The organism is Exiguobacterium sp. NPDC077395, assembly GCF_050269125.1.
Taxonomy (GTDB): Bacteria; Bacillota; Bacilli; order Exiguobacteriales; family Exiguobacteriaceae; genus Exiguobacterium; species Exiguobacterium aestuarii_A.
This window is the reverse complement of the sequence record NZ_JBNNHU010000001.1, coordinates 1593007-1616940: the sequence shown is the minus strand read 5'-3', so window position 1 is coordinate 1616940 and position 23934 is coordinate 1593007. Positions and strand designations below refer to the sequence as shown.

At 50.7% G+C, this 23934-nt stretch carries 21 protein-coding genes; 20 read left to right on the top strand and 1 reads right to left on the bottom strand.

Translation table 11 applies throughout. The features are described from left to right. Positions 1 to 56: 56 nt before the first annotated feature. The 14 genes from lspA (at position 57) to ACQKD4_RS08250 (ending at position 14899) form a co-directional block, all read left to right on the top strand. Positions 57 to 530, top strand: a complete 474-nt coding sequence (gene lspA, locus ACQKD4_RS08315) for a signal peptidase II (protein WP_074034865.1) — start codon at positions 57 to 59, stop codon at positions 528 to 530. Beyond that, positions 530 to 1441 carry an RluA family pseudouridine synthase gene (locus tag ACQKD4_RS08310; protein ID WP_214691771.1) on the top strand — a complete coding sequence of 304 codons (912 nt, stop codon included), beginning with the start codon at positions 530 to 532 and terminating at the stop codon, positions 1439 to 1441. Before lspA ends, ACQKD4_RS08310 begins: the two co-directional genes overlap by 1 nt. Positions 1442 to 1641: 200 nt before the next feature. Further along, positions 1642 to 2175, top strand: coding sequence for a bifunctional pyr operon transcriptional regulator/uracil phosphoribosyltransferase PyrR (gene pyrR / locus ACQKD4_RS08305; RefSeq protein ID WP_214745568.1), 534 nt, complete (start codon positions 1642 to 1644; stop codon positions 2173 to 2175). A 50-nt stretch (positions 2176 to 2225) separates the two neighbouring features. Then, positions 2226 to 3530 (top strand): uracil-xanthine permease family protein, encoded by a 1305-nt coding sequence (locus ACQKD4_RS08300; RefSeq protein ID WP_214815870.1) that lies wholly within the window; start codon positions 2226 to 2228, stop codon positions 3528 to 3530. A gap of 129 nt (positions 3531 to 3659) precedes the next feature. Next, a complete protein-coding gene (locus ACQKD4_RS08295; RefSeq protein WP_427373017.1) occupies positions 3660 to 4574 on the top strand; it encodes an aspartate carbamoyltransferase catalytic subunit in 915 nt (304 codons plus the stop codon). Further along, positions 4571 to 5851, top strand: coding sequence for a dihydroorotase (locus ACQKD4_RS08290; protein ID WP_427373016.1), 1281 nt, complete (start codon positions 4571 to 4573; stop codon positions 5849 to 5851). Before ACQKD4_RS08295 ends, ACQKD4_RS08290 begins: the two co-directional genes overlap by 4 nt. Beyond that, entirely contained in the window at positions 5829 to 6911 is a 1083-nt protein-coding gene (locus tag ACQKD4_RS08285; RefSeq protein ID WP_427373015.1) for a carbamoyl phosphate synthase small subunit, read from the top strand. The genes ACQKD4_RS08290 and ACQKD4_RS08285 overlap by 23 nt, the downstream gene beginning before the upstream one ends. A gap of 1 nt (position 6912) precedes the next feature. Continuing rightward, positions 6913 to 10116: a carbamoyl-phosphate synthase large subunit gene (gene carB, locus ACQKD4_RS08280; protein ID WP_427373014.1), complete on the top strand. Its 3204-nt coding sequence runs from the start codon at positions 6913 to 6915 to the stop codon at positions 10114 to 10116. Next, the gene (locus ACQKD4_RS08275) at positions 10113 to 10832 is read left to right on the top strand and encodes a dihydroorotate dehydrogenase electron transfer subunit (protein WP_427373013.1); all 720 of its coding nucleotides are present in this window, start codon (positions 10113 to 10115) and stop codon (positions 10830 to 10832) included. The genes carB and ACQKD4_RS08275 overlap by 4 nt, the downstream gene beginning before the upstream one ends. Then, positions 10829 to 11755, top strand: coding sequence for a dihydroorotate dehydrogenase (locus tag ACQKD4_RS08270; protein WP_427373012.1), 927 nt, complete (start codon positions 10829 to 10831; stop codon positions 11753 to 11755). The genes ACQKD4_RS08275 and ACQKD4_RS08270 overlap by 4 nt, the downstream gene beginning before the upstream one ends. Next, a complete protein-coding gene (gene pyrF, locus ACQKD4_RS08265; protein ID WP_427373011.1) occupies positions 11730 to 12434 on the top strand; it encodes an orotidine-5'-phosphate decarboxylase in 705 nt (234 codons plus the stop codon). The genes ACQKD4_RS08270 and pyrF overlap by 26 nt, the downstream gene beginning before the upstream one ends. Further along, a complete protein-coding gene (gene pyrE, locus ACQKD4_RS08260; RefSeq protein WP_427373010.1) occupies positions 12418 to 13044 on the top strand; it encodes an orotate phosphoribosyltransferase in 627 nt (208 codons plus the stop codon). Before pyrF ends, pyrE begins: the two co-directional genes overlap by 17 nt. Before the next feature lie 89 nt (positions 13045 to 13133). Next, positions 13134 to 13964, top strand: a complete 831-nt coding sequence (locus tag ACQKD4_RS08255) for a hypothetical protein (RefSeq protein ID WP_427373009.1) — start codon at positions 13134 to 13136, stop codon at positions 13962 to 13964. Continuing rightward, positions 13961 to 14899 (top strand): FUSC family protein, encoded by a 939-nt coding sequence (locus ACQKD4_RS08250; RefSeq protein WP_214783850.1) that lies wholly within the window; start codon positions 13961 to 13963, stop codon positions 14897 to 14899. Before ACQKD4_RS08255 ends, ACQKD4_RS08250 begins: the two co-directional genes overlap by 4 nt. Before the next feature lie 52 nt (positions 14900 to 14951). Here the strand turns inward: ACQKD4_RS08250 and ACQKD4_RS08245 are convergent, their stop codons facing one another. Beyond that, positions 14952 to 16643, bottom strand: coding sequence for an Rqc2 family fibronectin-binding protein (locus ACQKD4_RS08245; RefSeq protein ID WP_427373008.1), 1692 nt, complete (start codon positions 16641 to 16643; stop codon positions 14952 to 14954). 131 nt (positions 16644 to 16774) lie between these two features. Here ACQKD4_RS08245 and gmk point away from each other — a divergent pair, with 131 nt between their 5' ends. Genes gmk through rsmB form a run of 6 tightly spaced genes read left to right on the top strand, consistent with a single transcriptional unit; the run spans position 16775 to position 23931 of the window. Further along, positions 16775 to 17422: a guanylate kinase gene (gene gmk, locus ACQKD4_RS08240; RefSeq protein WP_031421596.1), complete on the top strand. Its 648-nt coding sequence runs from the start codon at positions 16775 to 16777 to the stop codon at positions 17420 to 17422. After that, a complete protein-coding gene (rpoZ, locus tag ACQKD4_RS08235) occupies positions 17422 to 17631 on the top strand; it encodes a DNA-directed RNA polymerase subunit omega (RefSeq protein ID WP_015881337.1) in 210 nt (69 codons plus the stop codon). The genes gmk and rpoZ overlap by 1 nt, the downstream gene beginning before the upstream one ends. A gap of 58 nt (positions 17632 to 17689) precedes the next feature. After that, a complete protein-coding gene (coaBC, locus tag ACQKD4_RS08230; RefSeq protein WP_214691784.1) occupies positions 17690 to 18880 on the top strand; it encodes a bifunctional phosphopantothenoylcysteine decarboxylase/phosphopantothenate--cysteine ligase CoaBC in 1191 nt (396 codons plus the stop codon). Continuing rightward, positions 18877 to 21201 (top strand): primosomal protein N', encoded by a 2325-nt coding sequence (priA, locus tag ACQKD4_RS08225; protein WP_339962348.1) that lies wholly within the window; start codon positions 18877 to 18879, stop codon positions 21199 to 21201. Before coaBC ends, priA begins: the two co-directional genes overlap by 4 nt. 11 nt (positions 21202 to 21212) lie before the next feature. After that, positions 21213 to 22613: a methionyl-tRNA formyltransferase gene (fmt, locus tag ACQKD4_RS08220; RefSeq protein WP_427373007.1), complete on the top strand. Its 1401-nt coding sequence runs from the start codon at positions 21213 to 21215 to the stop codon at positions 22611 to 22613. Next, positions 22600 to 23931 (top strand): 16S rRNA (cytosine(967)-C(5))-methyltransferase RsmB, encoded by a 1332-nt coding sequence (rsmB, locus tag ACQKD4_RS08215; protein WP_214691787.1) that lies wholly within the window; start codon positions 22600 to 22602, stop codon positions 23929 to 23931. The genes fmt and rsmB overlap by 14 nt, the downstream gene beginning before the upstream one ends. Positions 23932 to 23934 lie beyond the last annotated feature (3 nt).

Below are 23934 nucleotides of genomic sequence, written 5' to 3'. Positions count from 1 at the left end.
ACGAACCGGAGTGGCGTCCCCACTCCGGTTTCTTAACGGCTTGAAAGGAGACGCATATGAAACGATATTACGGATTGGCCGTCATCTTGATTCTGCTCGATCAACTCACCAAATGGGTGGTCGTTCAGACGATGACAATCGGTCAATCGATTGAAGTCATCCCGAACTTGTTATACTGGACCTCTTATCGCAATAAAGGAGCGGCTTGGGGGATGTTAGAAGGACAGATGGTGTTCTTCTTCATCATCACGATTCTCGTCGTTGCGGGCCTTGTTTACTTCCTGCATAAAGAAGTGAACGGGTATCAGCTTCTCGGATACAGTGTTGGACTGCTCCTGGCCGGTGCGATCGGTAACTTTATCGATCGACTGTTCCGCGGTGAAGTCGTCGATTTTGTTGATACGTATCCGTTTGGCTACAACTTCCCGATTTTTAACGTGGCCGATATGGCACTCACGTTTGGTGTCATCTTGATGGTCATCGGGATTTTATTTGAAGAAAAATTACACAAAGAAAGGGGACAATCGTAATGGAATCCTATACTTTTGTCGCCGATGAAAAGGCAAGGATCGACAAGTGGGTGAGCGACCGTGGCGAATGGTCACGCTCACAAGTACAAGAATGGATTAAGACAGGGGCACTTCTCGTCAATGGCAGTGCCGTCAAACCAAACTATAAGCTCCAAGTGGGCGATGAAATCGAAGTGAACGTCCCGGAAGCGGTGGAACTCGAAGTGTTACCTGAACACATTCCGCTTGAAATCGTATATGAAGATGAAGATATGATTGTCGTCAATAAAGCACGTGGGATGGTCGTTCATCCTGCTGCCGGTCACACGTCTGGAACGCTCGTCAATGCACTTCTCGGACATTGTGATGACCTTTCAGGCATCAATGGCGTCAAGCGCCCTGGAATCGTGCATCGAATCGACAAAGATACGACGGGACTTCTCATGGTCGCTAAAAATGACTTGGCTCATGAATCACTTGCGAGTCAATTGAAAGACAAGACGATCAAGCGTGAATATATCGCGCTCGTTCACGGCGAACTCGTGCACGAACTCGGGACGATTGAGGCACCGATTGGTCGCGATACGAATGATCGTCAGCGTATGACCGTGACGGACAAGAATGCGAAAGAAGCGGTGACGCATTTCCGCTTGCTCGAGCGCTACAAAGACTTCACGCTCGTCGAGTGTAAACTCGAGACAGGTCGTACACACCAAATCCGTGTGCACATGCGCTATATCGGGCATCCGCTCGCAGGCGACCCGAAATATGGACCGCGTCGGACAATTGATTTAGGCGGTCAAGCCCTCCATGCGGCGACGCTCGGTTTCCACCATCCACGTACGAAAGAATGGATGGAATTTGAGGCACCACTTCCTGAAGACTTTAAGGCAGAACTTGCAAAGTTAGATAAAATCGAGAAAACTCGTTGACTTCTGTCACGTTCCGATTTATAGTCTAGGAAGCATAACACCTTTAAACCCAGTCCAGAGAGGCTGTGAAAGGATTGTGACCGCGGTCACACTAACGTCAATTCAACCCGGCATCAGACTGCCGTTTTTGATGAAGACTCCCTTTCCAGCCGGACGAGGGAGTCTTCTTTTTTTGAATGAAGCATGAAAGGAGGAGTGACGTGAAACAGTCCGTCATTTTAGATGAATCAGCCATCCGTCGAGCGTTGACACGAATCGCTCATGAAATCATCGAGCGGAACAAAGGAATCGACGATGTCGTCCTCGTCGGGATCAAGACGAGAGGCGAGACGCTCGCTGATCGACTCGCACGCCGCATCGAAGAGATTGAAGGCAAGCCGGTCGCACTCGGGAATCTCGACATCACGCTTTACCGGGATGACTTATCGAAGAAGTCGTTAGACCCAGAAGTGAAGGCAACAGAGTTGCCGCATGACATTAATGGGAAGACCGTCGTCCTCGTCGACGACGTCCTATATACCGGTCGAACAGTCCGTGCCGCAATGGACGCACTTGTCGACCATGGTCGCCCAGACTACATCCAACTCGCGGTCTTGATTGACCGAGGACATCGGGAGCTTCCGATTCGACCTGATTTCATCGGGAAGAACGTTCCGACATCGAAGTCCGAGCAAGTCGTCGTCCGACTCAGTGAAGTCGACACGGCAGATGAAGTGACAATCAATCAGCAATAATCTTAAAACCTTTAAGGTGGTCCAGAGAGGCCAGGAAGGAGAAATTCAATATGAAACAACCCGTTCTACACATCCACGAGCGTCCAGCTCACTTTCCACAATGGCTGTTATTCAGTCTTCAACACGTCTTCGCCATGTTCGGAGCGACGATTTTAGTCCCGATTTTAACAGGATTAAATACATCGGTCGCCCTCGTCGCTTCCGGAGTGGCCACGCTCTCATTCTTAGCGATTACGCGCTTCAAAGTCCCAACATACCTCGGTTCAAGTTTTGCCTACATCGCCCCAATCATTGCGGTCAGTCAGCAATGGGGTGTCGAAGCGGCACTGTTCGGCGGAATCATTGCCGGATCGGTATACGGTGTCGTCTCCTTGATCATTTATAAGACAGGCGTCAACTGGTTGCTCCGGTTGCTCCCGCCAGTCGTCGTCGGGCCGGTCATCATGGTCATCGGTTTGTCGCTCGCGCCGGTCGCCATCGACATGTCGATGAATCAAGACGGAGCTTATAACGGAACGTTCATGACAATCGCACTCCTGACACTTGGAATCACGATGCTCGCCATGACAAAACTGAAAGGGGTTTGGGGAGCGGTTCCAATCCTTTTCGGAATCGTCGGAGGCTACGGGATTGCTGCAGCATTCGGAATCATCGATTACTCACCAATCCAACAAGCAAGCTTGTTCCAACTCCCTGACTTCACGATGGTGTTCGTCGACTACATGCCGATGTGGCAAGTCGGTGCACTCCTCGCGATCGTACCGGTCGCACTCGTCACAATGACGGAGCATATCGGCGATCAAATGGTCACATCTAAAATCATCGGACGAGAGACGATGAAAGATCCTGGCCTCCATCGCACGTTACTCGGTGACGGGGTAGGGAAAGCAGTCGCTTCCGCACTCGGTGGTCCACCATGTACGACATACGGTGAAAACAACGGCGTCATGGCCATCACACGCGTCTACAGTGTCTATGTCATCGCTGGAGCGGCGCTCATGGCCATCAGCTTCGGATTCCTCGGTCATATCGAGGCATTCATCTCAACGATTCCGAATCCAGTCAAAGGTGGCATCTCGATTCTCTTATTCGGGGTCATCGCGTCGAACGGACTACGGACGATGGTAGAGAGCAACGTCGATTTGGCAGAAAAACGCAACTTGATCATCTCATCAGTCATCCTCGTCATCGGGCTAGGTGGTGCGATGATTCAACTCGGCAGTTTCCCTGTACAAGGGATGGCGCTCGCGACGGTAGTCGGGATTCTCTTAAACGCCATCTTACCGAAAGAAGAAGTTGAGACGGTCGTGGAAGTCAACACAACTGAAGAAACGAAACAAGCAAGTAACTTTTAATTCGATCCCGTGAGGTCGGCAAAGTGAAGGCTCGTTTATTTGGGTGTACCTTGCCCAAATAAAGGCGTCCCTTCACATCGGTGAAGAGGCGCCTTTTCTCTTTGCCTCTAACAAAAGGAGGAGACGAACATGAATACGATGCAAACGAATGTCAAACCAGTCAAACACTTCGTCAGCTTAGACACACTCTCACTCGATGAGATCATGGGCATGATTGAAGAGTCATTGCGCTATAAGCAAGGGGACCTACCCCCACTATTTGATGGGAAGACGGTCGCAAACCTGTTCTTTGAAAACTCGACGCGTACGAAAAACTCGTTTCAAATGGCCGAGCGACACTTGAACATGCAAGAGATTCCGTTCGATGTGACGACGTCATCGGTCACGAAGGGAGAGACCCTATACGACACATGCAAGACGCTCGAAGCAATTGGAGTTGACGCACTCGTCATCCGACATCCGGAAGCGGGATACTACCATGAGCTCGTTGAGAAGTTGAATATTCCGGTACTCAATGGGGGCGACGGGAGTGGCGAACACCCTTCCCAATCCCTACTCGACCTCGTCACGATCTTTGAAGAGTTCAGAACGTTCCAAGGATTGAACGTTGCCATCTGTGGAGACCTCGTTCACAGCCGCGTCGCTCGATCGAATGCGAGTGTGTTGAAGCGTCTCGGGGCAAACGTCGTCGGATGCAGCCCAGCCTCATGGTGGGATGATTCGATGGGGCTTGAGCGTAAAGAACTTGATGATGTGCTAGCAGAAAGTGACGTCATCATGCTGTTACGGGTTCAGCACGAGCGTCATATCATGGGAGACATTTTCTCGAAAGAGGAATATCACACACGATATGGACTGACGGTCGATCGAGTCGAGCGGATGAAAGAAGGGGCCATCATTATGCATCCGGCACCGGTCAATCGGGATGTCGAGATTGCGGGCAGTCTGATCGAACATGAACGGTCACGCATCTTCCCGCAAATGAAGAACGGCGTCTATGCACGCATGAGCATCTTAAATCGAGCATTAGGAGGACAACAATGATACTTCAACACGCGACATGGTATGACAACGGGACAAAACGCACGACAAACATCCTCTTGAAAGACGGGAAAATCGAATCGCTCGATTATAACGGGTCGACAGCCGGGGAAGAAGTCATCGATGCGACGAGTTACTTGCTCGCACCAGGACTTGTCGATGTCCACGTCCACTTGCGTGAGCCGGGAGGCGAAGCGAAAGAAACGATCAAAACGGGAACGATGGCGGCAGCGGCGGGCGGATTCACGACAATCTGTTCGATGCCCAACACGCGACCGGTACCAGACGATCGCGTCACGATGGACGCGCTCCTCCAAAAGATTGAGCAAGATGCAATCGTCCGTGTCCTTCCATACGCTGCCATCACGAAGCGGCAGCTCGGTGAAGAACAGGTTGATATGGAATCTCTATCAGATGCATTCGCCTTCACCGATGACGGGGTCGGTGTTCAATCAGCGGCGATGATGCGACAAGCGATGCGTGAAGCGAAACGCTTGAACAAGGCCGTCGTCGCACACTGTGAAGACAATACGCTAAAAGCAGGATCGGTCCACGAAGGGAAGTTCAGTGAGGCGCACGGGATTCAAGGGATTCCAAGTCTTGCAGAGAGTATCCATATCGCCCGAGATGTGCTGATTGCTGAAGAAACGGGCTGTCATTATCACGTGTGTCACGTCTCATCGCTGCAATCGGTCCGTGTCATCCGAGATGCGAAGCGGGCAGGTATTCAAGTGACCGCCGAAGTGACTCCTCACCACCTCGTCTTGAGCGAAGACGATATCCCAGGGCTCGATGCCAACTTCAAGATGAATCCTCCGCTCCGAAGCGAGGACGATCGACAGGCGCTTCTTGAAGGATTATTCGATGGAACGATTGACATGATTGCGACAGACCATGCCCCACATACGGCAGAGGAGAAAGCGCAAGGTATCGAGCGTGCACCATTCGGGATTACCGGATTTGAGACAGCGTTCCCGCTTCTTTACACTACGTTCGTGAAGACGGGCATCATGAAAGAACATCAGTTAATCGACTGGATGACGAAGCGTCCGAGCGACGTATTTGGATTATCAAGAGGTGAACTGAAAGTTGGGGCGGATGCCGATTTGGTACTAATCGATACAGAAACGACGCGAGTGGTGGATCCGTCGACGTTCTATTCAAAAGGAAAGAACACACCGTTTACGCGGAAACAACTTGTCGGATGGCCGGTCATGACGATGGTCGGTGGCGAAATTGTATATAAGGGGCGATTTGATGAAACGAACATTATGGCTTGAGGATGGAATGAAATTTGTCGGTAAAGGATTCGGGGCACCAGCGGATACGATGGGGGAAGTCGTCTTCCAAACAGGTATGACCGGTTATCAAGAAATTTTGTCGGATCCGTCGTATTGCGACCAGATGATCGTGCTGACGAACCCGTTGATCGGAAACTACGGGGTCAATCGTGAAGACTTCGAAACGACAGTACCGATGGCAAAAGCATTGATTGTAAAAGAGGCTTGCGACACACCGTCGAACTTCCGTTCCACGGCGACGCTAGATGCAACGCTTACTCGCTTTGGTATCCCGGGGTTATCCGATATCGACACGCGTATGTTGACACGTCACTTACGGGCGCAAGGTGTCATGCGAGGTGTCCTCGTCGATGGTGAGTTGACATGGAACGAGGTAAAATCTCGCTTTCACGAACTGTCTCCGAACGATCAAGTCGCACGCGTCTCGACGAAACGGACGTATGTAAGTACGGGTACGGGTCCACGGATCGCGTTGATCGACTTCGGGGCCAAACTTGGCATCATGCGCGAGTTGATGAAGCGGGACTGTGAAGTCATCGTCTTCCCACATGACACTACTGCAGAAGACGTGTTGCGGTACGAGCCAGATGGCATCATGTTGTCGAACGGACCTGGGGATCCGAAAGACGTCCCGACAGCGATTCCACTCATTCAACAACTCATGCTGACGACACCGATGTTCGGGATATGTCTCGGTCATCAACTGATCGCACTCGCGAACGGGGCGAACACATTCAAACTTCCGTTCGGACACCGTGGGGCGAACCATCCTGTCCTTGAATTAGAGACAGGCGCCGTGACGATCACATCTCAAAACCATGGATACGCAGTAGAGGAGGCATCACTACTCGATACAGCGCTCATCGTGACGCATCGCGCGGTCAACGACGGCACGATCGAAGGAGTGAAACATCTGCATCATCCGACATTCTCGGTACAGTATCACCCGGAAGCAGCACCAGGACCATTTGACGCCAACGATTTATTTGACCGTTTCATGCAACTCGTTCAAGAAAACAAACAGAAAGTGGGAATTTGACATGCCAAAACGACCAGATATTCAGAAAATCCTTGTGATCGGATCAGGACCGATTGTGATCGGACAAGCAGCAGAATTTGATTATGCTGGTACACAGGCATGTCTTGCCTTGAAAGAAGAAGGCTACGAGGTCATTCTCGTCAACTCGAACCCGGCGACGATCATGACGGACCCGACGACAGCGGACCGCGTCTATATCGAACCGCTCGAACCCGAATTCGTCGAGCGGATCATCCGCCAAGAACGCCCGGATGCGCTACTCGCGACACTCGGTGGTCAGACAGGGTTGAACTTGGCGTTTGAACTCGATAAGCGGGGAGTATTACGCGATTGTGGGGTGGAATTACTCGGAACGAACCTAGCGGCCATCGTGCAAGCTGAAGACCGTGAGCAGTTCCGGAACCTCATGTTCGAACTTGGGCATGGCGTTCCTGAGAGTGAAATCGTCCATACGCTCGATTCTGCTTGGGGATTTGCGGAGCGTATCGGATATCCGATCATCATTCGACCTGCTTACACGCTCGGCGGAACCGGTGGAGGGATTGCCCATGACCGTGAATCGTTCGAGCAAATTGTCGAATCTGGTTTAAAGGCGAGTCCAGTGACGCAAGTGTTGTTAGAGAAGTCGATTGCCGGGATGAAAGAAGTTGAATTTGAGGTGATGCGTGACTCGAGCGACCAGGCCATCATCGTCTGTGCGATGGAAAACTTTGACCCGGTCGGTGTCCATACAGGAGACTCTATCGTATTCGCACCGACTCAGACGTTATCGGACCGCGATTATCAGATGCTTCGTAGCGTCTCGCTCGACATCATCCGGGCACTCGGGATTGAAGGAGGATGTAACATCCAATTCGCACTCGACCCAGATAGCTTCACATACTACGTCATCGAAGTGAACCCGCGCGTCTCAAGAAGCTCGGCGCTCGCGTCAAAAGCGACAGGCTATCCGATCGCCAAACTCGCTGCAAAAGTCGCTGTCGGTTATAAGTTGTCAGAACTAAAAAACCCGGTCACCGAGACGAGCTACGCCTCGTTCGAGCCGGCACTTGATTATGTCGTCGCCAAAATCCCTCGTTTCGCTTTCGATAAGTTTGAGTCCGCGGATCGCCGCTTAGGCACACAAATGAAAGCGACGGGTGAAGTCATGGCCATCGGTCGAAACTTAGAAGAGGCGCTGTTAAAAGCCGTGCGCTCGCTCGAACTGGGGATGGAGGAATTATATCTCCCGCAACTTCAAGACTTGAGCACGGAACAGCTCGAGCACGGTCTCGTTCACCCGACAGACGAGCGCTTGTTCATGGTATATGAGGCTCTTCGCCGCGGATACACGGTAGAAGTGCTTCATCAATTGACGAAGATCGATCGTTTCTACTTACACAAACTGAACCATATTTGGCAGACCGAGCAACAGCTCGCATCGGAGCCATTGACGTCAGAGCGTTTGCTCGACGTGAAGCGACTCGGCTTCAGTGACGTCGCCATCGCCCGAATCCTTGAGACAGATGTTGAGACGATTCGTGCGCAGCGTCACGGATGGAACATCCGCCCTGTGTATAAGATGGTCGATACGTGTGCGGCGGAATTCGCATCGGAGACGCCATATTTCTACGGGACGTATGAAGTGGAGAACGAAGCGGTGAAGACAGATCGTCCATCGATCCTCGTCCTCGGATCAGGCCCGATTCGAATCGGTCAAGGTGTCGAGTTTGACTATGCGACCGTTCATTCGATTCAGACGATTCGTGACGCCGGATATGAAGCCATCATCATCAACAACAACCCAGAGACGGTCTCGACAGACTTCTCCATCTCCGACCGCCTGTACTTCGAGCCGTTGACGACGGAAGATGTGTTAGAAGTCATCGATAACGAGAATCCGCTCGGCGTCATCGTTCAATTCGGTGGACAGACTGCCATCAACTTAGCGGCATCGCTCGAAGCGAACGGCGTGAAAATTCTTGGGACATCATTAGAAGACATCGATCGCGCCGAAGACCGGAAAGCGTTCGAAGCTACCTTGTCGGCTGAACGATTGGCCCAACCACCAGGAAAGACGGCGACGAACGTCGAAGAGGCGGTTGCATGTGCGAATGAACTCGGTTATCCGGTACTCGTCCGACCATCTTACGTCCTCGGGGGACGGGCGATGGAGATTGTATATGAACAGTCAGAGCTCGAGCGTTACATGCGAAACGCCGTCATCGCCTCGAAAGATCGCCCAGTTCTTATCGACCGCTATTTAACGGGGATTGAGATTGAAGTCGACGCGATTTGTGACGGGACGGACGTCTATATCCCAGGCATCATGGAGCATATCGAACGTGCCGGTGTACACTCTGGTGACTCGATCGCAGTATATCCACCACAACGCCTCAGTGACGCGCTGAAGCAAAAAGTTGTCGACTACACGATCAAATTGGCGAAAGCGTTCCGCATCAAAGGGCTTCTGAACATCCAGTTCGTCTATGCGGATGATTTGTATGTCATCGAAGTAAACCCGCGTGCGAGCCGAACGGTTCCGTTCATCTCAAAAGTGACAGGTTTACCGGTCGCACGAATTGCGACGCAAACAATTCTCGGAACGAGCTTGAAAGAACTCGGTCTTGGAACAGGCATCCATCCCGAGTCAGACAGCATCTCTGTCAAAGTGCCGGTCTTCTCTTTCGCGAAATTGAAAGAAGTCGATCCGTCGCTTGGACCTGAGATGAAATCGACAGGGGAAGTCATGGCAACAGACCGGACTCTTGAAAAGGCACTCTATAAAGGTCTTGTCGCAGCTGGAATGAACATCGCCTTAAAAGGAAACGTCCTCATGACAATCGCGGATCACGACAAGGAGGAGGCGATTGCCTTAGCCAAACGATTTGACCGTCTCGGCTTCCGTCTCATGGCTACGAGCGGTACGGCAGATGGACTAGAAGCGGAGCAGATGCGCGTCCGTCGGGTCGGGAAGATTCAAGAATCAGGTGAGACGATGCTCAGCGTGATCGAGCGCGGGGAAGTCGACTTGATCATCAATACGACGAGTCGCGACGCACTCGTGACGAAAGACGGCTTCTTGATTCGTCGTACGGCCGCCGAGCAAGGCACAGTGTGCCTCACGTCGCTCGACACGGTCGAAGCGCTACTACAAGTCATTGAAAGCCTGTCGTTCCAAACGGTCAGCATTCCGGAATTCACGAAGTTCGGGGTGATGGTATGAGACGTGACGTAACCATCATCAGCAATCGCCAAATCGCAAAAGCGACGATGGAGATGAAAGTACGTTGTCCTGGGGTGGAAATCGCCCCTGGGACGTTCTTTCACATCAAGACGTCCGGCTTGTTACGTCGACCGTTGTCGGTGGCGAACGTTGAAGGAGAAGAAGTCACATTTTTATATAAGGTGATCGGAGAAGGGACTTCCGAGTTGGCAAGAAAGCGTGTTGGGGACACGCTTGACGTCCTCGGACCACTCGGGAACGGGTTTCCGCTTGCACAACATGGGAAACGGATTGTCCTTGTCGGTGGTGGAATCGGGGTACCTCCCCTTTACTACGTCAGACGTCGTCTACATGAGATGGGGATTGAGACGATTGCGATTCTTGGGTTTGATTCAAAAGAGAGCGTCTTTTATGAAGAAGCATTTCAAGAGCTCGGGGAAACAATCATCACGACCGTTGATGGAAGCTACGGGGAACGCGGATTTGTAACGGGACCACTCGCACGCATCGATGCGGACGTGTTATTCAGCTGTGGTCCGGAACCGATGTTGAAGGCGGTCGCCGCTTCACCGATTCCTGAGCGTTACATCTCGATTGAAAATCGAATGGGTTGTGGCATTGGCGCTTGCTTTGCTTGCGTCTGCAAAGCGCCGGAAGGCTATGTGAAAGTATGTAGCGATGGACCGGTATTCAATGCGGAAGAGGTGCTGTTATGAGATTACATGTCGAGTTACCAGGACTCCAGTTGAAAAATCCGATTATCCCGGCTTCCGGATGTTTCGGATTCGGGGAAGAGTTTGCCAAACTGTATGACCTCTCCATCTTAGGCGGCATCATGATCAAGGCGGCAACAGAAGAGTCACGATTCGGAAATGCGACGCCACGTGTCGCAGAGACGGCGCAAGGGATGCTCAATGCGATCGGCCTTCAAAATCCAGGGGTCGATGCAATCATCGAAGAGAAATTGCCGTTCCTCTCCACTTTCGATACAGAGATCATCGCCAACGTCGCCGGGTCGACGCCTGATGAATATGTGGAAGTCGCACGTCGTATCAGTGCGGACCCGACCATCAAAGCCATCGAGCTGAACATCTCATGTCCGAACGTGAAGTGTGGGGGCATGCAGTTTGGGACGGATCCTGTGATGGCTGCGGAATTGACGAGACTCGTCAAAGCGGCTTCAAGTAAACCGGTCTATGTGAAGCTGTCCCCGAACGTCACGTCAATCACAGACATGGCGCGTGCAGTCGAAGCGGCTGGGGCGGACGGTTTGACGATGATCAATACGCTCGTCGGGATGCGAATCGATATCGAGACCGGGCAACCGATCTTGGCGAACCGAATCGGTGGATTATCAGGTCCAGCCATTAAACCGGTGGCGGTCCGGATGGTATATGAAGTCGCGCAAGCGGTCGACATCCCAATCATCGCCATGGGCGGCGTTCGGACGGTCGACGATGTTCTCGAATTCATCTATGCGGGAGCGTCCGCTGTTGCGGTCGGTACCGCAAATTTTGAAAATCCATATGTTTGTCAAGAAATCATCGAGGCATTACCGGCACGACTCGATTCACTTGGAATCGATCATATATTGGACGTGAGGGGGAAAGCATATGCACAACTTGTATCTCGCCCTTGACGTGGAGACACGCGATGAGGCGCTTCATTTATTAAAACCGTTCCCGGGCCGACCTGCTGTCAAAGTAGGGATGGAACTGTTTTATCGGGAAGGTGGACGCTTTGTCGAAGAGTTGGTCGACCTCGGGTATCCGGTTTTTCTCGATGTGAAAGTACATGACATTCCGGAGACGGCACGTCGCACGATGCGTCAAATCGGAAAGCTTGGAGTCGCGATGACGAACGTGCATACGCTAGGCGGTGAAAAGATGATGCGCTATGCGTTGGATGGGCTTCGCCAAGAAAATGACACGACCCGTTTGATTGGTGTCACCCAATTGACATCTACAGATGAACAGATGATGCAGACGGAGCTCGGGATAACGGGTCGACTTGATCAAGCTGTCATCCGTCAGGCATCGCTCGCTAAGCAGGCGGGACTTGATGGTGTCGTTGCATCTGTTCAGGAAGCGAAGATGATTCATCAGGAACTCGGTGACGCGTTTATGACGGTCACACCTGGGATCCGACTCGGTCAAACCGATGACGACCAAGTACGTGTCGCGACGCCGCATGAAGCGAGACTCGCCGGTGTCCACGCAATCGTCGTCGGTCGCCCGATTACACGCGCAAATGATCCGTTAGCTATGTATGAACAATTTATGATGGAATGGGGACAATCATATGAAACAAATCGCTGAAGCCTTATTACAAATTAAAGCCGTCACATTATCACCGATGGAGCCATATACATGGTCGAGCGGGTTGAGAAGCCCAATCTATTGTGACAACCGGTTAACGCTCAGTTATCCCGACATCCGTAACATGATCATCGATGGATTGGTGGACGCAGTCGGGACAACAGAAGTCGATATCATCGCGGGAACGGCCACAGCCGGTATCCCACACGGCGCTTTACTTGCCGACCGTCTCGGTCTCCCATTCATTTACGTCCGCTCGAGTGCGAAAGGTCATGGGAAGGGGAATCAAATCGAAGGGAAACTCGATCGCGGAGCACGCGTGCTCGTCATCGAAGATTTGTTGTCGACAGGTATGTCGAGTATCGATGCAGCCCATGCGATTCGTGAAGCGGGTGGTGAGGTTGTTGGCATTCAAGCCATCTTCTCTTACGGATTGCCGATTTTAGAGAAGAATTTAGCGGATGCAAATCTCAGTGCCACATCATTGACGACATTCCCTGAATTGGTCGAGGTTGCGGAATCGACAGGGAACTTAAACAAATCAGAGATTCACTCTCTTCGCGAGTGGCAACAAGACCCTCGCGCCTGGAGTGACCTCGTCACGTCTTAAGAATCCACCTTCGGGCGGATTCTTTTTCGATTCGGCATATGTCATACTTCATGGTAAACTGATGAAAGTGAACTAAAAAGGAGAGGCATATGGCGTATTCAAGAAGCAAAGAAAAAACATGGAGCGCACGATTTCGGGCAATCCCGAAACATCGTAAAATCGCCTTCGGTCTCGTCTTGACGGTCATTCCAACGCTCTTTCTCGTGAATTTATTCGTATTCAGCCATTTGTTGGCGTTAGGGGACCAGTATGAAGATCGATACCAAATGAAGAAGTTACGACTTGAGACGTATCATGGGAATGTCGAGTTCGTGCGTAGTACAAATGAAAAAGTACAAATCGAAGTGGTGCAGACCAATTCGAAAGAACGACGTATCAAAGTCAAATCGGTCGGCGATACCATCTATGTCGTCGAGCGGTATGGGTGGTTCAGCTATTTCGGGAGTCGGGTCAGTGATGAACCATCCCGCTATAAGCTTCGCGTTGCCTTACCGAGCTCGATGACCTCGGTCTATCTCGGGGCTGAACAAGTAACCGGGCAAGGGTTAAACGTGAAAACGATTGTGATGAATGCGAACGCCGTCAATTTGAAGCAAATTGATAGTGATCGTCTGCGAATTGAGACGAAGAGTGATACGACAATCGAATCCGCACGTCTCGTAACGGGAGATATCCGCTCCTATCGTCATGCGACCATCGCAGACGTCGTCGTGAACCAGGCGATGACGGTTCAAACGGAGGCGGGAATGCTTAGTTATGCCCCAAAACATGCGACAGGGCAAGTGAACGTGACGACGGCTGGAAAAACTTCTAGTAGTGACCGTTACGATGAAGTCGAACCAGGTGTCTATCAGTTGTCGACATCGAATCGACCTGTCGTTGAGTTGATTTCTGAGACAGGGAAGGTCGAACTGAAATGAATGGAAAACGCTACATCCCGAAAATCGGGCTTCGTACGTTAAAGACCGGGATTGCCGTATCGATCACCGTCGCAATCTCGTGGTATGTATTCGGAATTTATTCTGGAATGGGTGCGATTGCAGCCGTCGTGGCGATGCAACCGACCGTCAAGCGCTCGTCTAAAATTGTGTTCAGTCGAATATTCGGAACGGTCGTCGGTCTCATGTGTGGGCTGTTCATCGTCTATTTGTTCGGCGTCAATCCCATTTCCATTGGTCTAGCGGTCATCGTGTCGCTCACGCTCAATACGACATTCGATAAGACACACATGTCGACGTACGCGGCGTTCGCCATCGTCATGATGTTAGAAAACCCGACTTCGGATTTCTTCCATTATGCATGGACACGCTCATTGTTGACGGCAGTCGGTGTATTCGTCTCACTCGGTGTGAACTATGCGTTCTTGCCACCGCGGTATGAAGATCGTTTGTTGAGCGAGGTCAGAAAGACTTCATCTTATTTGTTCCACCATTGGCGTGAACTCGTCGGTTCACCGGCGGAACTGTTAGAGACGCGCGCCCGCATCCTCGGTCATCAGGAGCTGCATATGATGCTTCAAGAGGATATGAAAGTGACGAACGTGAAATTGAAGTATATGACAATCAAGCAGTATCGCTTGCTCATTCATCTCGAAGACAAGCTCGTCTTGTTGCTAGAAAGTCTAGCCGAGCATCGGGAAGCTTTCTTACTCATGAGCGAGGAAGAACGTCAGGCGTTCGAATCGGAGTTCTTATACTTACTCGCGCATCATCACGATATTCTCTATACGTGCGATAAACCGTATTCGCTCTTTAGGTTGCCGCATGAAGATTTATCCGTTTCAGAAATTTTACACGGGCATTTGCTCGATTATCATGAACAGCTCGAAGCGTTTAAGCATGACCCGAAAGCGTGAATCAAATTGTTTCCTTACTAAAAACCCGCCATCAGAACATGGCGGGTTTCGTTTATGACTGTTTCAGCGACTTCATCAATTGTTCATCTGGCGTCACATAGACGGTCTGTTGATCCGTATAGATGACAAATCCAGGTTTGGCACCGCTTGGTTTTTTCACGTAGCGGGCGCGGGTATAGTCGACAGGCACGCCGCTCGATGCGCGTGCTTTCGAGAAGTAGGCAGCGACCGATGCGGCTTCAAGAAGCGTCGTCTCATCGGGTTCCGTGGAACGAATGATGACGTGAGAACCCGGAATGTCTTTGACGTGTAGCCAAATTTCGTCACGGCGTGCGAACTTGAACGTCAGATGGTCGTTTTGGGTATTGTTCTTCCCGACAAAGAATTCCGTCCCGGTCGAAGACGTGTACGCTTCAAGCGAAATCTTTGGATTCGCTTTTTTCTTTTGACGTTTTTGACGGATGTATCCTTCTTCGGCGAGCTCTTCCCGAATCTCAAGTAGGTCGGATGGAGAGGCGACATCGAGCTGGGCGGTGAGCGTCTCCAAATAGTCGATTTCCGCGTCGTTTAATTCGAGTTGTTTTTTCACTTCGACTTTGGCGACTTTTAATTTGTTGTACTTCTTATAATATTGTTGCGCATTCTCGTTCGGCGTTTTGAGCGGGTCGAGCGGAATCGAGATAGTCGCACCCTCTTCATCGTAGTAATCGACGACTTCAGCGACACGCATCCCTTTTTCAAGCTGGAACAAGTACGTCGTCAACAACTCGCCAAACTTTTGTAACTCGTCCGCTCGTTCTGTCGCCTTTAAGTCCTCTAAGAGACGGCGGCGCTTCAACAAGTTCTTCTCGAGTTCGGATTTCAAAAGACGCTCCACATCGTGAGCTTGTTGTCTGACGCGGTCACGGTTCGCTTTCTCATAGAAGAAACGGTCGAGCACTTCTTTACTCGATGCATATGTTTCCTCTGATACAATTTCTCCTGCCGTCAATACGATCGGGGCGAAACGTTCCTTTCCAGAAGCGAGTTGTTGGAACACATAAGGTCCTTCAAGCTGACGCAATACGTTCTCGAACGCTTGCTGAATCGATTCACGATTCGGCATCTTCGCGAGGTGCACGACTTCTTGAGCGATTTGAGGGCTGACCCCAGCGAACGTGGCGACAATCTGTTTGTCCAGTTTGCCGGCATTCCAGTCGATTCGCTTCAACCCTTCCGTCAAATCAGACAACGGATCGAACTTATGTTGTTCTGGCGGGAGGAGGTATTCACTACCCGGCATGATTGTCCGATACGTGTTTTGAGAAGGCGGGAGATGTTTGATGGCATCTAAAATTTTCCCGTCCTCTGTCGTTAAGACGACGTTCGAGTGACGTCCCATCAACTCGATGTATACTTTCTTCGATTCTTCATCGCCAAGCTCGTTACGGGAACGGACCGAGATGACGATGACACGGTCACGGCCGATTTGTTCGACCGCCGTGATAAATCCGCCTTCTACATGTTTTCGTAGCATCATGCAGAACATCGGCGGTTCTTGCGGATTTTTAATCGGTGTATCCGTCAACTGGAGACGGGCATACATCGCGTTTGCTGATATGAGTAGTTGCGCGTTCTGTCGGTTCGAACGAATTTGGAGCATCAAATCGAGAGAATACGGTTGATGTACTTTGTTGATTCGTCCTCCGACGAGCGATTGTAATTCTTGTACGACACGATATGTCATTAATCCATCATAAGCCAATGATCTCATCACCTTTGTTCATTTTCTGTCTCTACGTTATCAGAAAAACAGAAAATATGGTACGATGGAGTAGGAAATCCGAACTTCTTCTTGCCGGGACAATTGATTGACTGCTATTATAATTAAATGTGATGTTAGAAGATGGAGGGCTTGCAGTGAATTTTAAAGAACGAGGATTATTAATCGTTTTGTCTGGACCGAGCGGTGTCGGAAAAGGGACCGTTTGTCGTGCTCTTCGCGAGGAAGAGGACAATAACCTTCAATATTCGGTGTCGGCGACGACTCGAAAGCCACGTGAAGGGGAAGTCGAAGGAGTCCATTACTTCTTCAAATCGAGAGAAGAGTTCGAACGCATGATCGAACAAAAAGAATTGCTCGAACACGCCGAGTTCGTCGGCAACTATTACGGGACGCCTGTAGAGTGGGTGCGTGAAACGCTCGAAAGCGGCCAAGATGTCATTCTTGAAATTGAGGTGCAAGGGGCGTTCCAAGTGAAGGAACTTCTCCCGGAAGCCGTCTTTTTATTCTTGGCACCACCAAGTCTTCAAGAACTTCGCAATCGTCTAATCGGACGAGGCACGGAGTCTGAAGAAGTCATCAAGCAACGCCTGCTCGTCGCGCGTGAAGAAATAGAGTTGATGGACGCCTATGATTACGTCGTCACGAACGACGAGGTCGACAAAGCCATCGATCGGATTAAAGCGATCGTGACAGCTGAGCATTGTAAACGTGAACGTGTTGCGTCACTCTATAAAAAAGCCATGATGGAGGTCATTTAATGTTATACCCTTCGATTGATGCCTTACAACGTACTATCCCGTCAAAATATACGATCGTTACGGTCGCTGCGAAACGGGCGCGTCAGATTCAAGATGGAAAAGCACCGAAAGTCGCCGAGCCAAAATCATATAAGCCGGTCGGTCAAGCGTTAGAAGAACTATTTTCGGGTGATACGACAATCATCGTGAACGAAAAAAACAACGGATGAAGTGTGACCCAAGTCGTTTGCGACTTGGGTCTCATTGTCTATAAGGGGGAGTTTGGGAATGGTGAAGGATCGTACTATTTTGTTATGTGTGAGTGGTGGCATCGCCGCATACAAGGCGTGTGCGCTCACATCGAAATTGGTTCAAGCCGGAGCGAATGTTCGCGTCGCGATGACGAAGTCGGCAGAACAATTCGTGGGTCAAGCGACCTTCCAGGCGCTCAGTCGAAATCCGGTCTATACCGATGTGTTTGAAGAGCATGATCCGACAAAGATTGCACATATCGATGTCGTTGACTCAAGTGACTTGATCGTCGTCGCTCCTGCGACGGCCAATACGATCGCGAAATTAGCGAACGGGATTGCAGATGACTTCATCACGACGTCGATCCTTGCAGCGAAGTGCCCGGTGATCGTCTCACCGGCGATGAATGTGAATATGCTCGAACATCCTGCCACACAGCGGAATATCGAGACGTTAAAATCATACGGCTATCAGTTGATCGAACCAGGTGTCGGTAACTTGGCATGTGGCTGGATTGGCGGTGGACGTCTACCGGAACCAGAAGATTTGGTGCGCATCATCGAAAGCCAGTTCGTCCCGAAACTATACCTCGGAAAAGAAGTATTGATTACGGCTGGTCCGACGGTAGAACGCATCGACCCCGTCCGTTACTTATCCAACGACTCGTCAGGAAAAATGGGCGTTGCGCTCGCGGAAGTGGCACGTGATATGGGTGCCCGTGTCACCCTCGTCCACGGTCCGCTTCAAGTCCCTGTACCAGACGGTGTGACGGCGATTCCCGTCAAATCGAGCGAAGAGATGTTGCAGGAAGTGACAAGTCGTTTCGATTCACTCGACCTCGTCGTGAAGTCAGCGGCAGTCGCGGATTATCGTCCTAAAACGGTCCATGCAGAGAAACATAAAAAAGTGCATGGTCCACTCACAATCGAACTCGAAGAAACGACGGACATTCTCAAGACACTCGGTGAACGAAAGACCCATCAAGTGTTAGTCGGCTTTGCTGCGGAGACGGAACGACTCGAAGAACATGCGGCAGCGAAACTGAAGAAAAAGAACGTCGATTTCCTCGTCGCAAACGATGTATCCGGTAGTGACGTCGGATTCGGTGCAGATGATAATGAGGCTGTCCTGTTCCACGCTGACGGGACGACGCTTCAACTTCCGAAACAGTCGAAGAAACAGTTGGCGTTCGAGTTGCTCACACACTTTAAGGAAGCGGTCCAATGATTGCCCACGTCCATGTTGATGCACCGGTGATCACGATTGATCGTCCGTTTGATTATGAAGTACCCGAACAGTTCGAATCCTTGATTGAGCCGGGAATGCGTGTCTCCGTTCCATTCGGTTCACGCCGTCTGTTAGGAATCGTCGTCGGCACATCGGACGGGACGAGAGATGGATTAAAGCCGCTCGAAGCCTTATTAGATGAAGAATCCTCACTCACGGATGAGCTGCTCGACTTGTCCATCCATGTGAAGGAGACGACGCTATGCTTCCGTTCGTCTGCACTCCTCGCGATGCTACCAGCAGCGCTAAAAGTTAGTTACGACAAAGAAATTAAAGAGGGGCATGTGCCTGAAGGTGTTCGTCTCGGGACACATTTATCGGAATATCCGAAAGACATTCAATCGGTCATTCTCGGACTTGCTAAAAAAGGGGAGCTTACCCTCGCTCCCGTTCTGAAAGAAAAGAAAACAGTCAAAACAGATATCGTCGTCGAACTGCTCGATCCGACAGTCGTCTCGAAACGTGCGAAAAAGCAACTAGAAGCGATTCAAGCGTTAGAAGAGACGCCACGTATGTACTGGTCGGCACTTCGTCAAATCGGATTGACTCGTCCACAACTTCAAAAGCTTGAAGATCTCGGTGCGGTGCGGTTGACCGAAGTGGAATTGAATCGTGACCCGTACGCGACGATTGAACAAGTACAGGAATCGGTGCAGTTAAACGATAGTCAGGCGAACGCGGTCCAGGCGATTCATGAGGCGGATGCAGGCGAGACGTTACTTGTACACGGTGTGACGGGGAGCGGAAAGACCGAAGTGTATTTAGAATCGATTGGGCAAGTCATCGATGAAGGCAAGCAGGCTATCTTGCTCGTACCGGAAATCAGTTTGACACCGATGATGGTAAAACGTTTTAAACGTCGCTTTGGTGAACGCGTCGCAGTTTTACACAGTGCCCTTTCCAAAGGAGAGAAGTATGATGAGTGGCGTAAAATTAAGCGGAAGGAAGTCGACGTCGTCGTCGGTGCTCGTTCGGCCATCTTTGCGCCGCTCGACCGTCTCGGTCTCATCATCTTAGATGAAGAGCATGAGACGACGTATAAACAAGAAGAGAACCCGCGCTATCATGCGCGCGATGTCGCTATCTGGCGGGCCCGCTATCATGGGTGTCCCGTCGTGTTGGGGAGTGCGACACCTTCGCTCGAATCATACGCCCGGGCGCAAAAGGGTGTATATCGCTACTTACACTTGAAAGAGCGGTACGGTGGAGAGATGCCACCGGTCCACATTATCGATATGCGCCGTGAACTGGCAAAAGGCAATACGACAATGTTCTCAGAGGAATTGTTTAATGGGATCCTCGACCGGATCGAGAAAAAAGAGCAATGTGTCATTCTGTTAAATCGCCGTGGATTTACGACATTTGTCATGTGCCGGGACTGCGGGGAAGGAATGACCTGTCCGCATTGTGCCGTCAATTTAACGTATCATCAATATGGTGATCGATTGAAGTGTCATTATTGTGGCTACGAAGTCGGGATGCCGTCGACGTGTCCATCGTGTAACAGTAAGAAAATCAAGCAGTTCGGATCAGGCACTCAGAAGATCGAGACAGAGTTGTTGAACCGGATTCCGGAGGCGCGGATCATCCGAATGGACCAAGATACGACGTCGCGGAAAGGATCACACGAACAACTGTTACGACGTTTCGAAGAAGGAGAGGCCGACATTTTACTCGGCACTCAAATGATTGCCAAAGGACTCGACTTCCCAAACGTCACGCTCGTCGGAGTACTTGCGGCAGACGCGACGCTCGGGATGCCTGATTTCCGTGCGACCGAGCGGACGTTCCAACTTGTCACCCAAGTGGCGGGGAGAGCCGGTCGTGGAAAACTTCCGGGCGAGGCGTTCGTGCAAACGTATAATCCGGACCATTATGTCATCGAGACAGCGAGTGAACACGACTATGAGACGTTCTTCGCAAAAGAGATGGGTCTTCGTCAAGTCGGGAACCATCCGCCGTATTGGTTTTTGACACTCGTCACGTTCTCGGCAGAAAATCCGCTCGTCGCCAAGGCGGAGGCGGAATTGTTCGCATCAGACTTTTTACAGGCACAAGTGGAGAACAGCCGCTTGAACGGTCCGATGCCTGCTCCGTTGTCAAAATTAAAGAATGCGTATCGTTATCAGGTGTTCATTAAAACGAAACAACCTGAAACGCTCTACGCGGAGTTAGCTCGCCTGCAACAAGCAAGAGCGAAAGCGATTAGTAAGAAAGAATATCAAATGAGTATCGATGTGAACCCATACGTATTCATGTGAGGTGGAGAGACATGTATAAAGTAGTAGAAGTACCGAACGATATATTACGCGTAACATGCGAACCGGTAACGAAGTTCGATAAAAAATTGCGTCAAACGGTCGACCGATTGTTTGATACGATGTATGAGTATGACGGAGTCGGTGTTGCGGCACCGCAGGTCAACTTGAATCAACGACTCGCAGTCGTCCATACCGACGATGAGACGGGTCCTCTCGTCTTGATCAATCCTGAAATCATCGAGACATCAGGACGTGAGGTCGGACTCGAAGGATGTTTGAGCATCCCAGGCGAATTTGGATTCGTGGAACGTCATGAGTCGATCGTCGTCAAAAATCAGGACTTGAAAGGGCGCACGCATACAATTCAAGCGAGCGGCTTCTTCGCCCGTGCGATTCAGCATGAGATGGATCATTTGGATGGCGTCTTGTTCACAGACAAGCTCGCGGTTCCAAACTCTGGAAAAGACAAACGAATCGTCTTCATGGGAACTCCGACATTTGCGGTATCTGTACTTGAGCGACTGCTCGAAGAAGGATACAATGTCGTAGGTGTCGTCTCGCAACCGGACAAACCGGTCGGACGAAAACGTGAACTGAAACCAACGCCTGTGAAAGAGTGTGCACTCCGTCACGGCATTCCTGTCTTGCAACCTGAGAAAGTTCGCACGGATTATGAAGAAATTTTAGCGTTACGTCCGGACCTCATCGTCACGGCAGCTTATGGTCAAATCGTACCGACCGCATTACTCGAGGCACCGCCTCACGGAGCAATCAATGTCCATGCCTCGCTACTTCCGAAATATCGTGGAGGTGCCCCGATCCATCAAGCCATTATCGATGGTGAATCGGAAACAGGTGTGACGATCATGTATATGGTCGACAAATTGGACGCAGGTGACATGATTGCCAATACGATTGTTCCGATTGAAGAAATGGATACGGTCGGAACGTTATTTGATAAACTGGCTGTAGCAGGAAGCGATCTTCTCATCCGTACACTTCCAGCTTTCTTAGAAGGATGGATTGAAGCGGTCCCTCAAGATGAGCGGGATGTGACGTTTGCACCGAACATCAGCCGTGAGCGCGAACAAATCGACTGGAGTATGGGTGGGGAAGCCATCTATAATTACATTCGCGGGATGAATCCATTCCCGACTGCCTATTCGACGCTTGACGGCGAACGTGTGAAACTGTTTATGGGAGAAAAGACGACCGGTACAGGTCAACCTGGAGAAGTCGTTCGACTTGAAGAAGATGGATTCGTCGTGGCGACTGGGAACAGCGTTGCCATCAAAGTGACGGACTTACAACCAGCAGGAAAAAAACGGATGGATGGTGCGACCTTCATGCGTGGAGCTGGACAAAAGTTGCGTGTTGGTGACCGATTAGGAGGAACTCATGAACGTACGTGAAGCAGCGCTTGATACGCTGATAAAAATTGAACAAGGCGGCGCATATTCAACGATTGCCGTCAACGACGCATTAAAACAAAAGAAAGTCGCCCCAAAAGATGTCGGTCTGTATACCGAACTCGTCTACGGGACACTCAGTCGGAAAGGGACGTTGGATTACATCTTAAACGATCGAATCCGTTCGCCGAAGAAGCTCGATAAGTTCGTCCTTCCGCTTCTTCGGATGAGTGTATATCAACTCTTTTACCTCGATAAGGTGCCAGATCGTGCCGTCTTACACGAAGCGGTCGAAATCGCGAAAAAACGAGGACACCATCTCGGAACGAGTAAATTCGTGAACGGGGTGTTACGTAACGTTCTCCGGGAAGGGTTCCCTGACTTTAGCGAGTTGACAGATGCGGAGAGAATCTCAATCGAGCATAGTCATCCGAAATGGCTCGTTTCCGATTGGATTGACCTTTATGGGGTGGAAACGGCAGAAGCCATCTGTCAATTGAACAATGAGCCGGCTCCTGTCACGGTTCGCGTCAACCGTAAACGAGCGTCTGTCGACGACATGATGAATCGGTTGGCCGACTTAGGAGTCTTGACGTCACGCTCTGAACTATCAAGCGACGGACTCGTCGTCGAATCGGGCAACGTCCATTCGACCCCGTTCATCGAGGAAGGTCTCTTATCGATTCAAGATGAGAGCTCGATGCTTGTTGCAGATGCCCTAGGTGTGTCGAAAGATGATCAGATTTTAGACGCATGTGCCGCCCCTGGTGGGAAAGCGATGCACACGGCAGAACGGATGGAGAACGGATCGCTCACAGCGCTCGATCTTCATCCACACAAAGCGAAATTGATCGACCAGCAAGCCAAACGTCTACACATCAATGGAGTGACCGCACTTGCCCTTGATGCTCGTCTGGCAGGTGAACGGTTTGAAAAAGAGAGCTTTGACCGTATTCTTCTAGATGTTCCTTGTTCGGGTCTTGGTGTCATTCGTCGAAAGCCAGATATCAAATGGACGAAAGACAAAGCCCAGTTAGAAAACTTACCGAAGATTCAACGACAAATCATTGATGCCGTATTGCCACTGCTCAAACCAGGTGGTACGCTTGTTTACTCGACATGTACGATTGATCCGTCCGAGAACGAGACGCAGGCTGACTATGTATTGTCAAAAGGATTGGTGTGGGACGAGACGTTAAAAGAACGTCTCCCGCAATCTGTTCGTCCGATCATGACATCGGACCGTGCTGAATTAAAACTATTACCGACGACATTCGGGACCGACGGCTTCTATATCGCCGCATTTAAGAAAGAGGTATAAAAC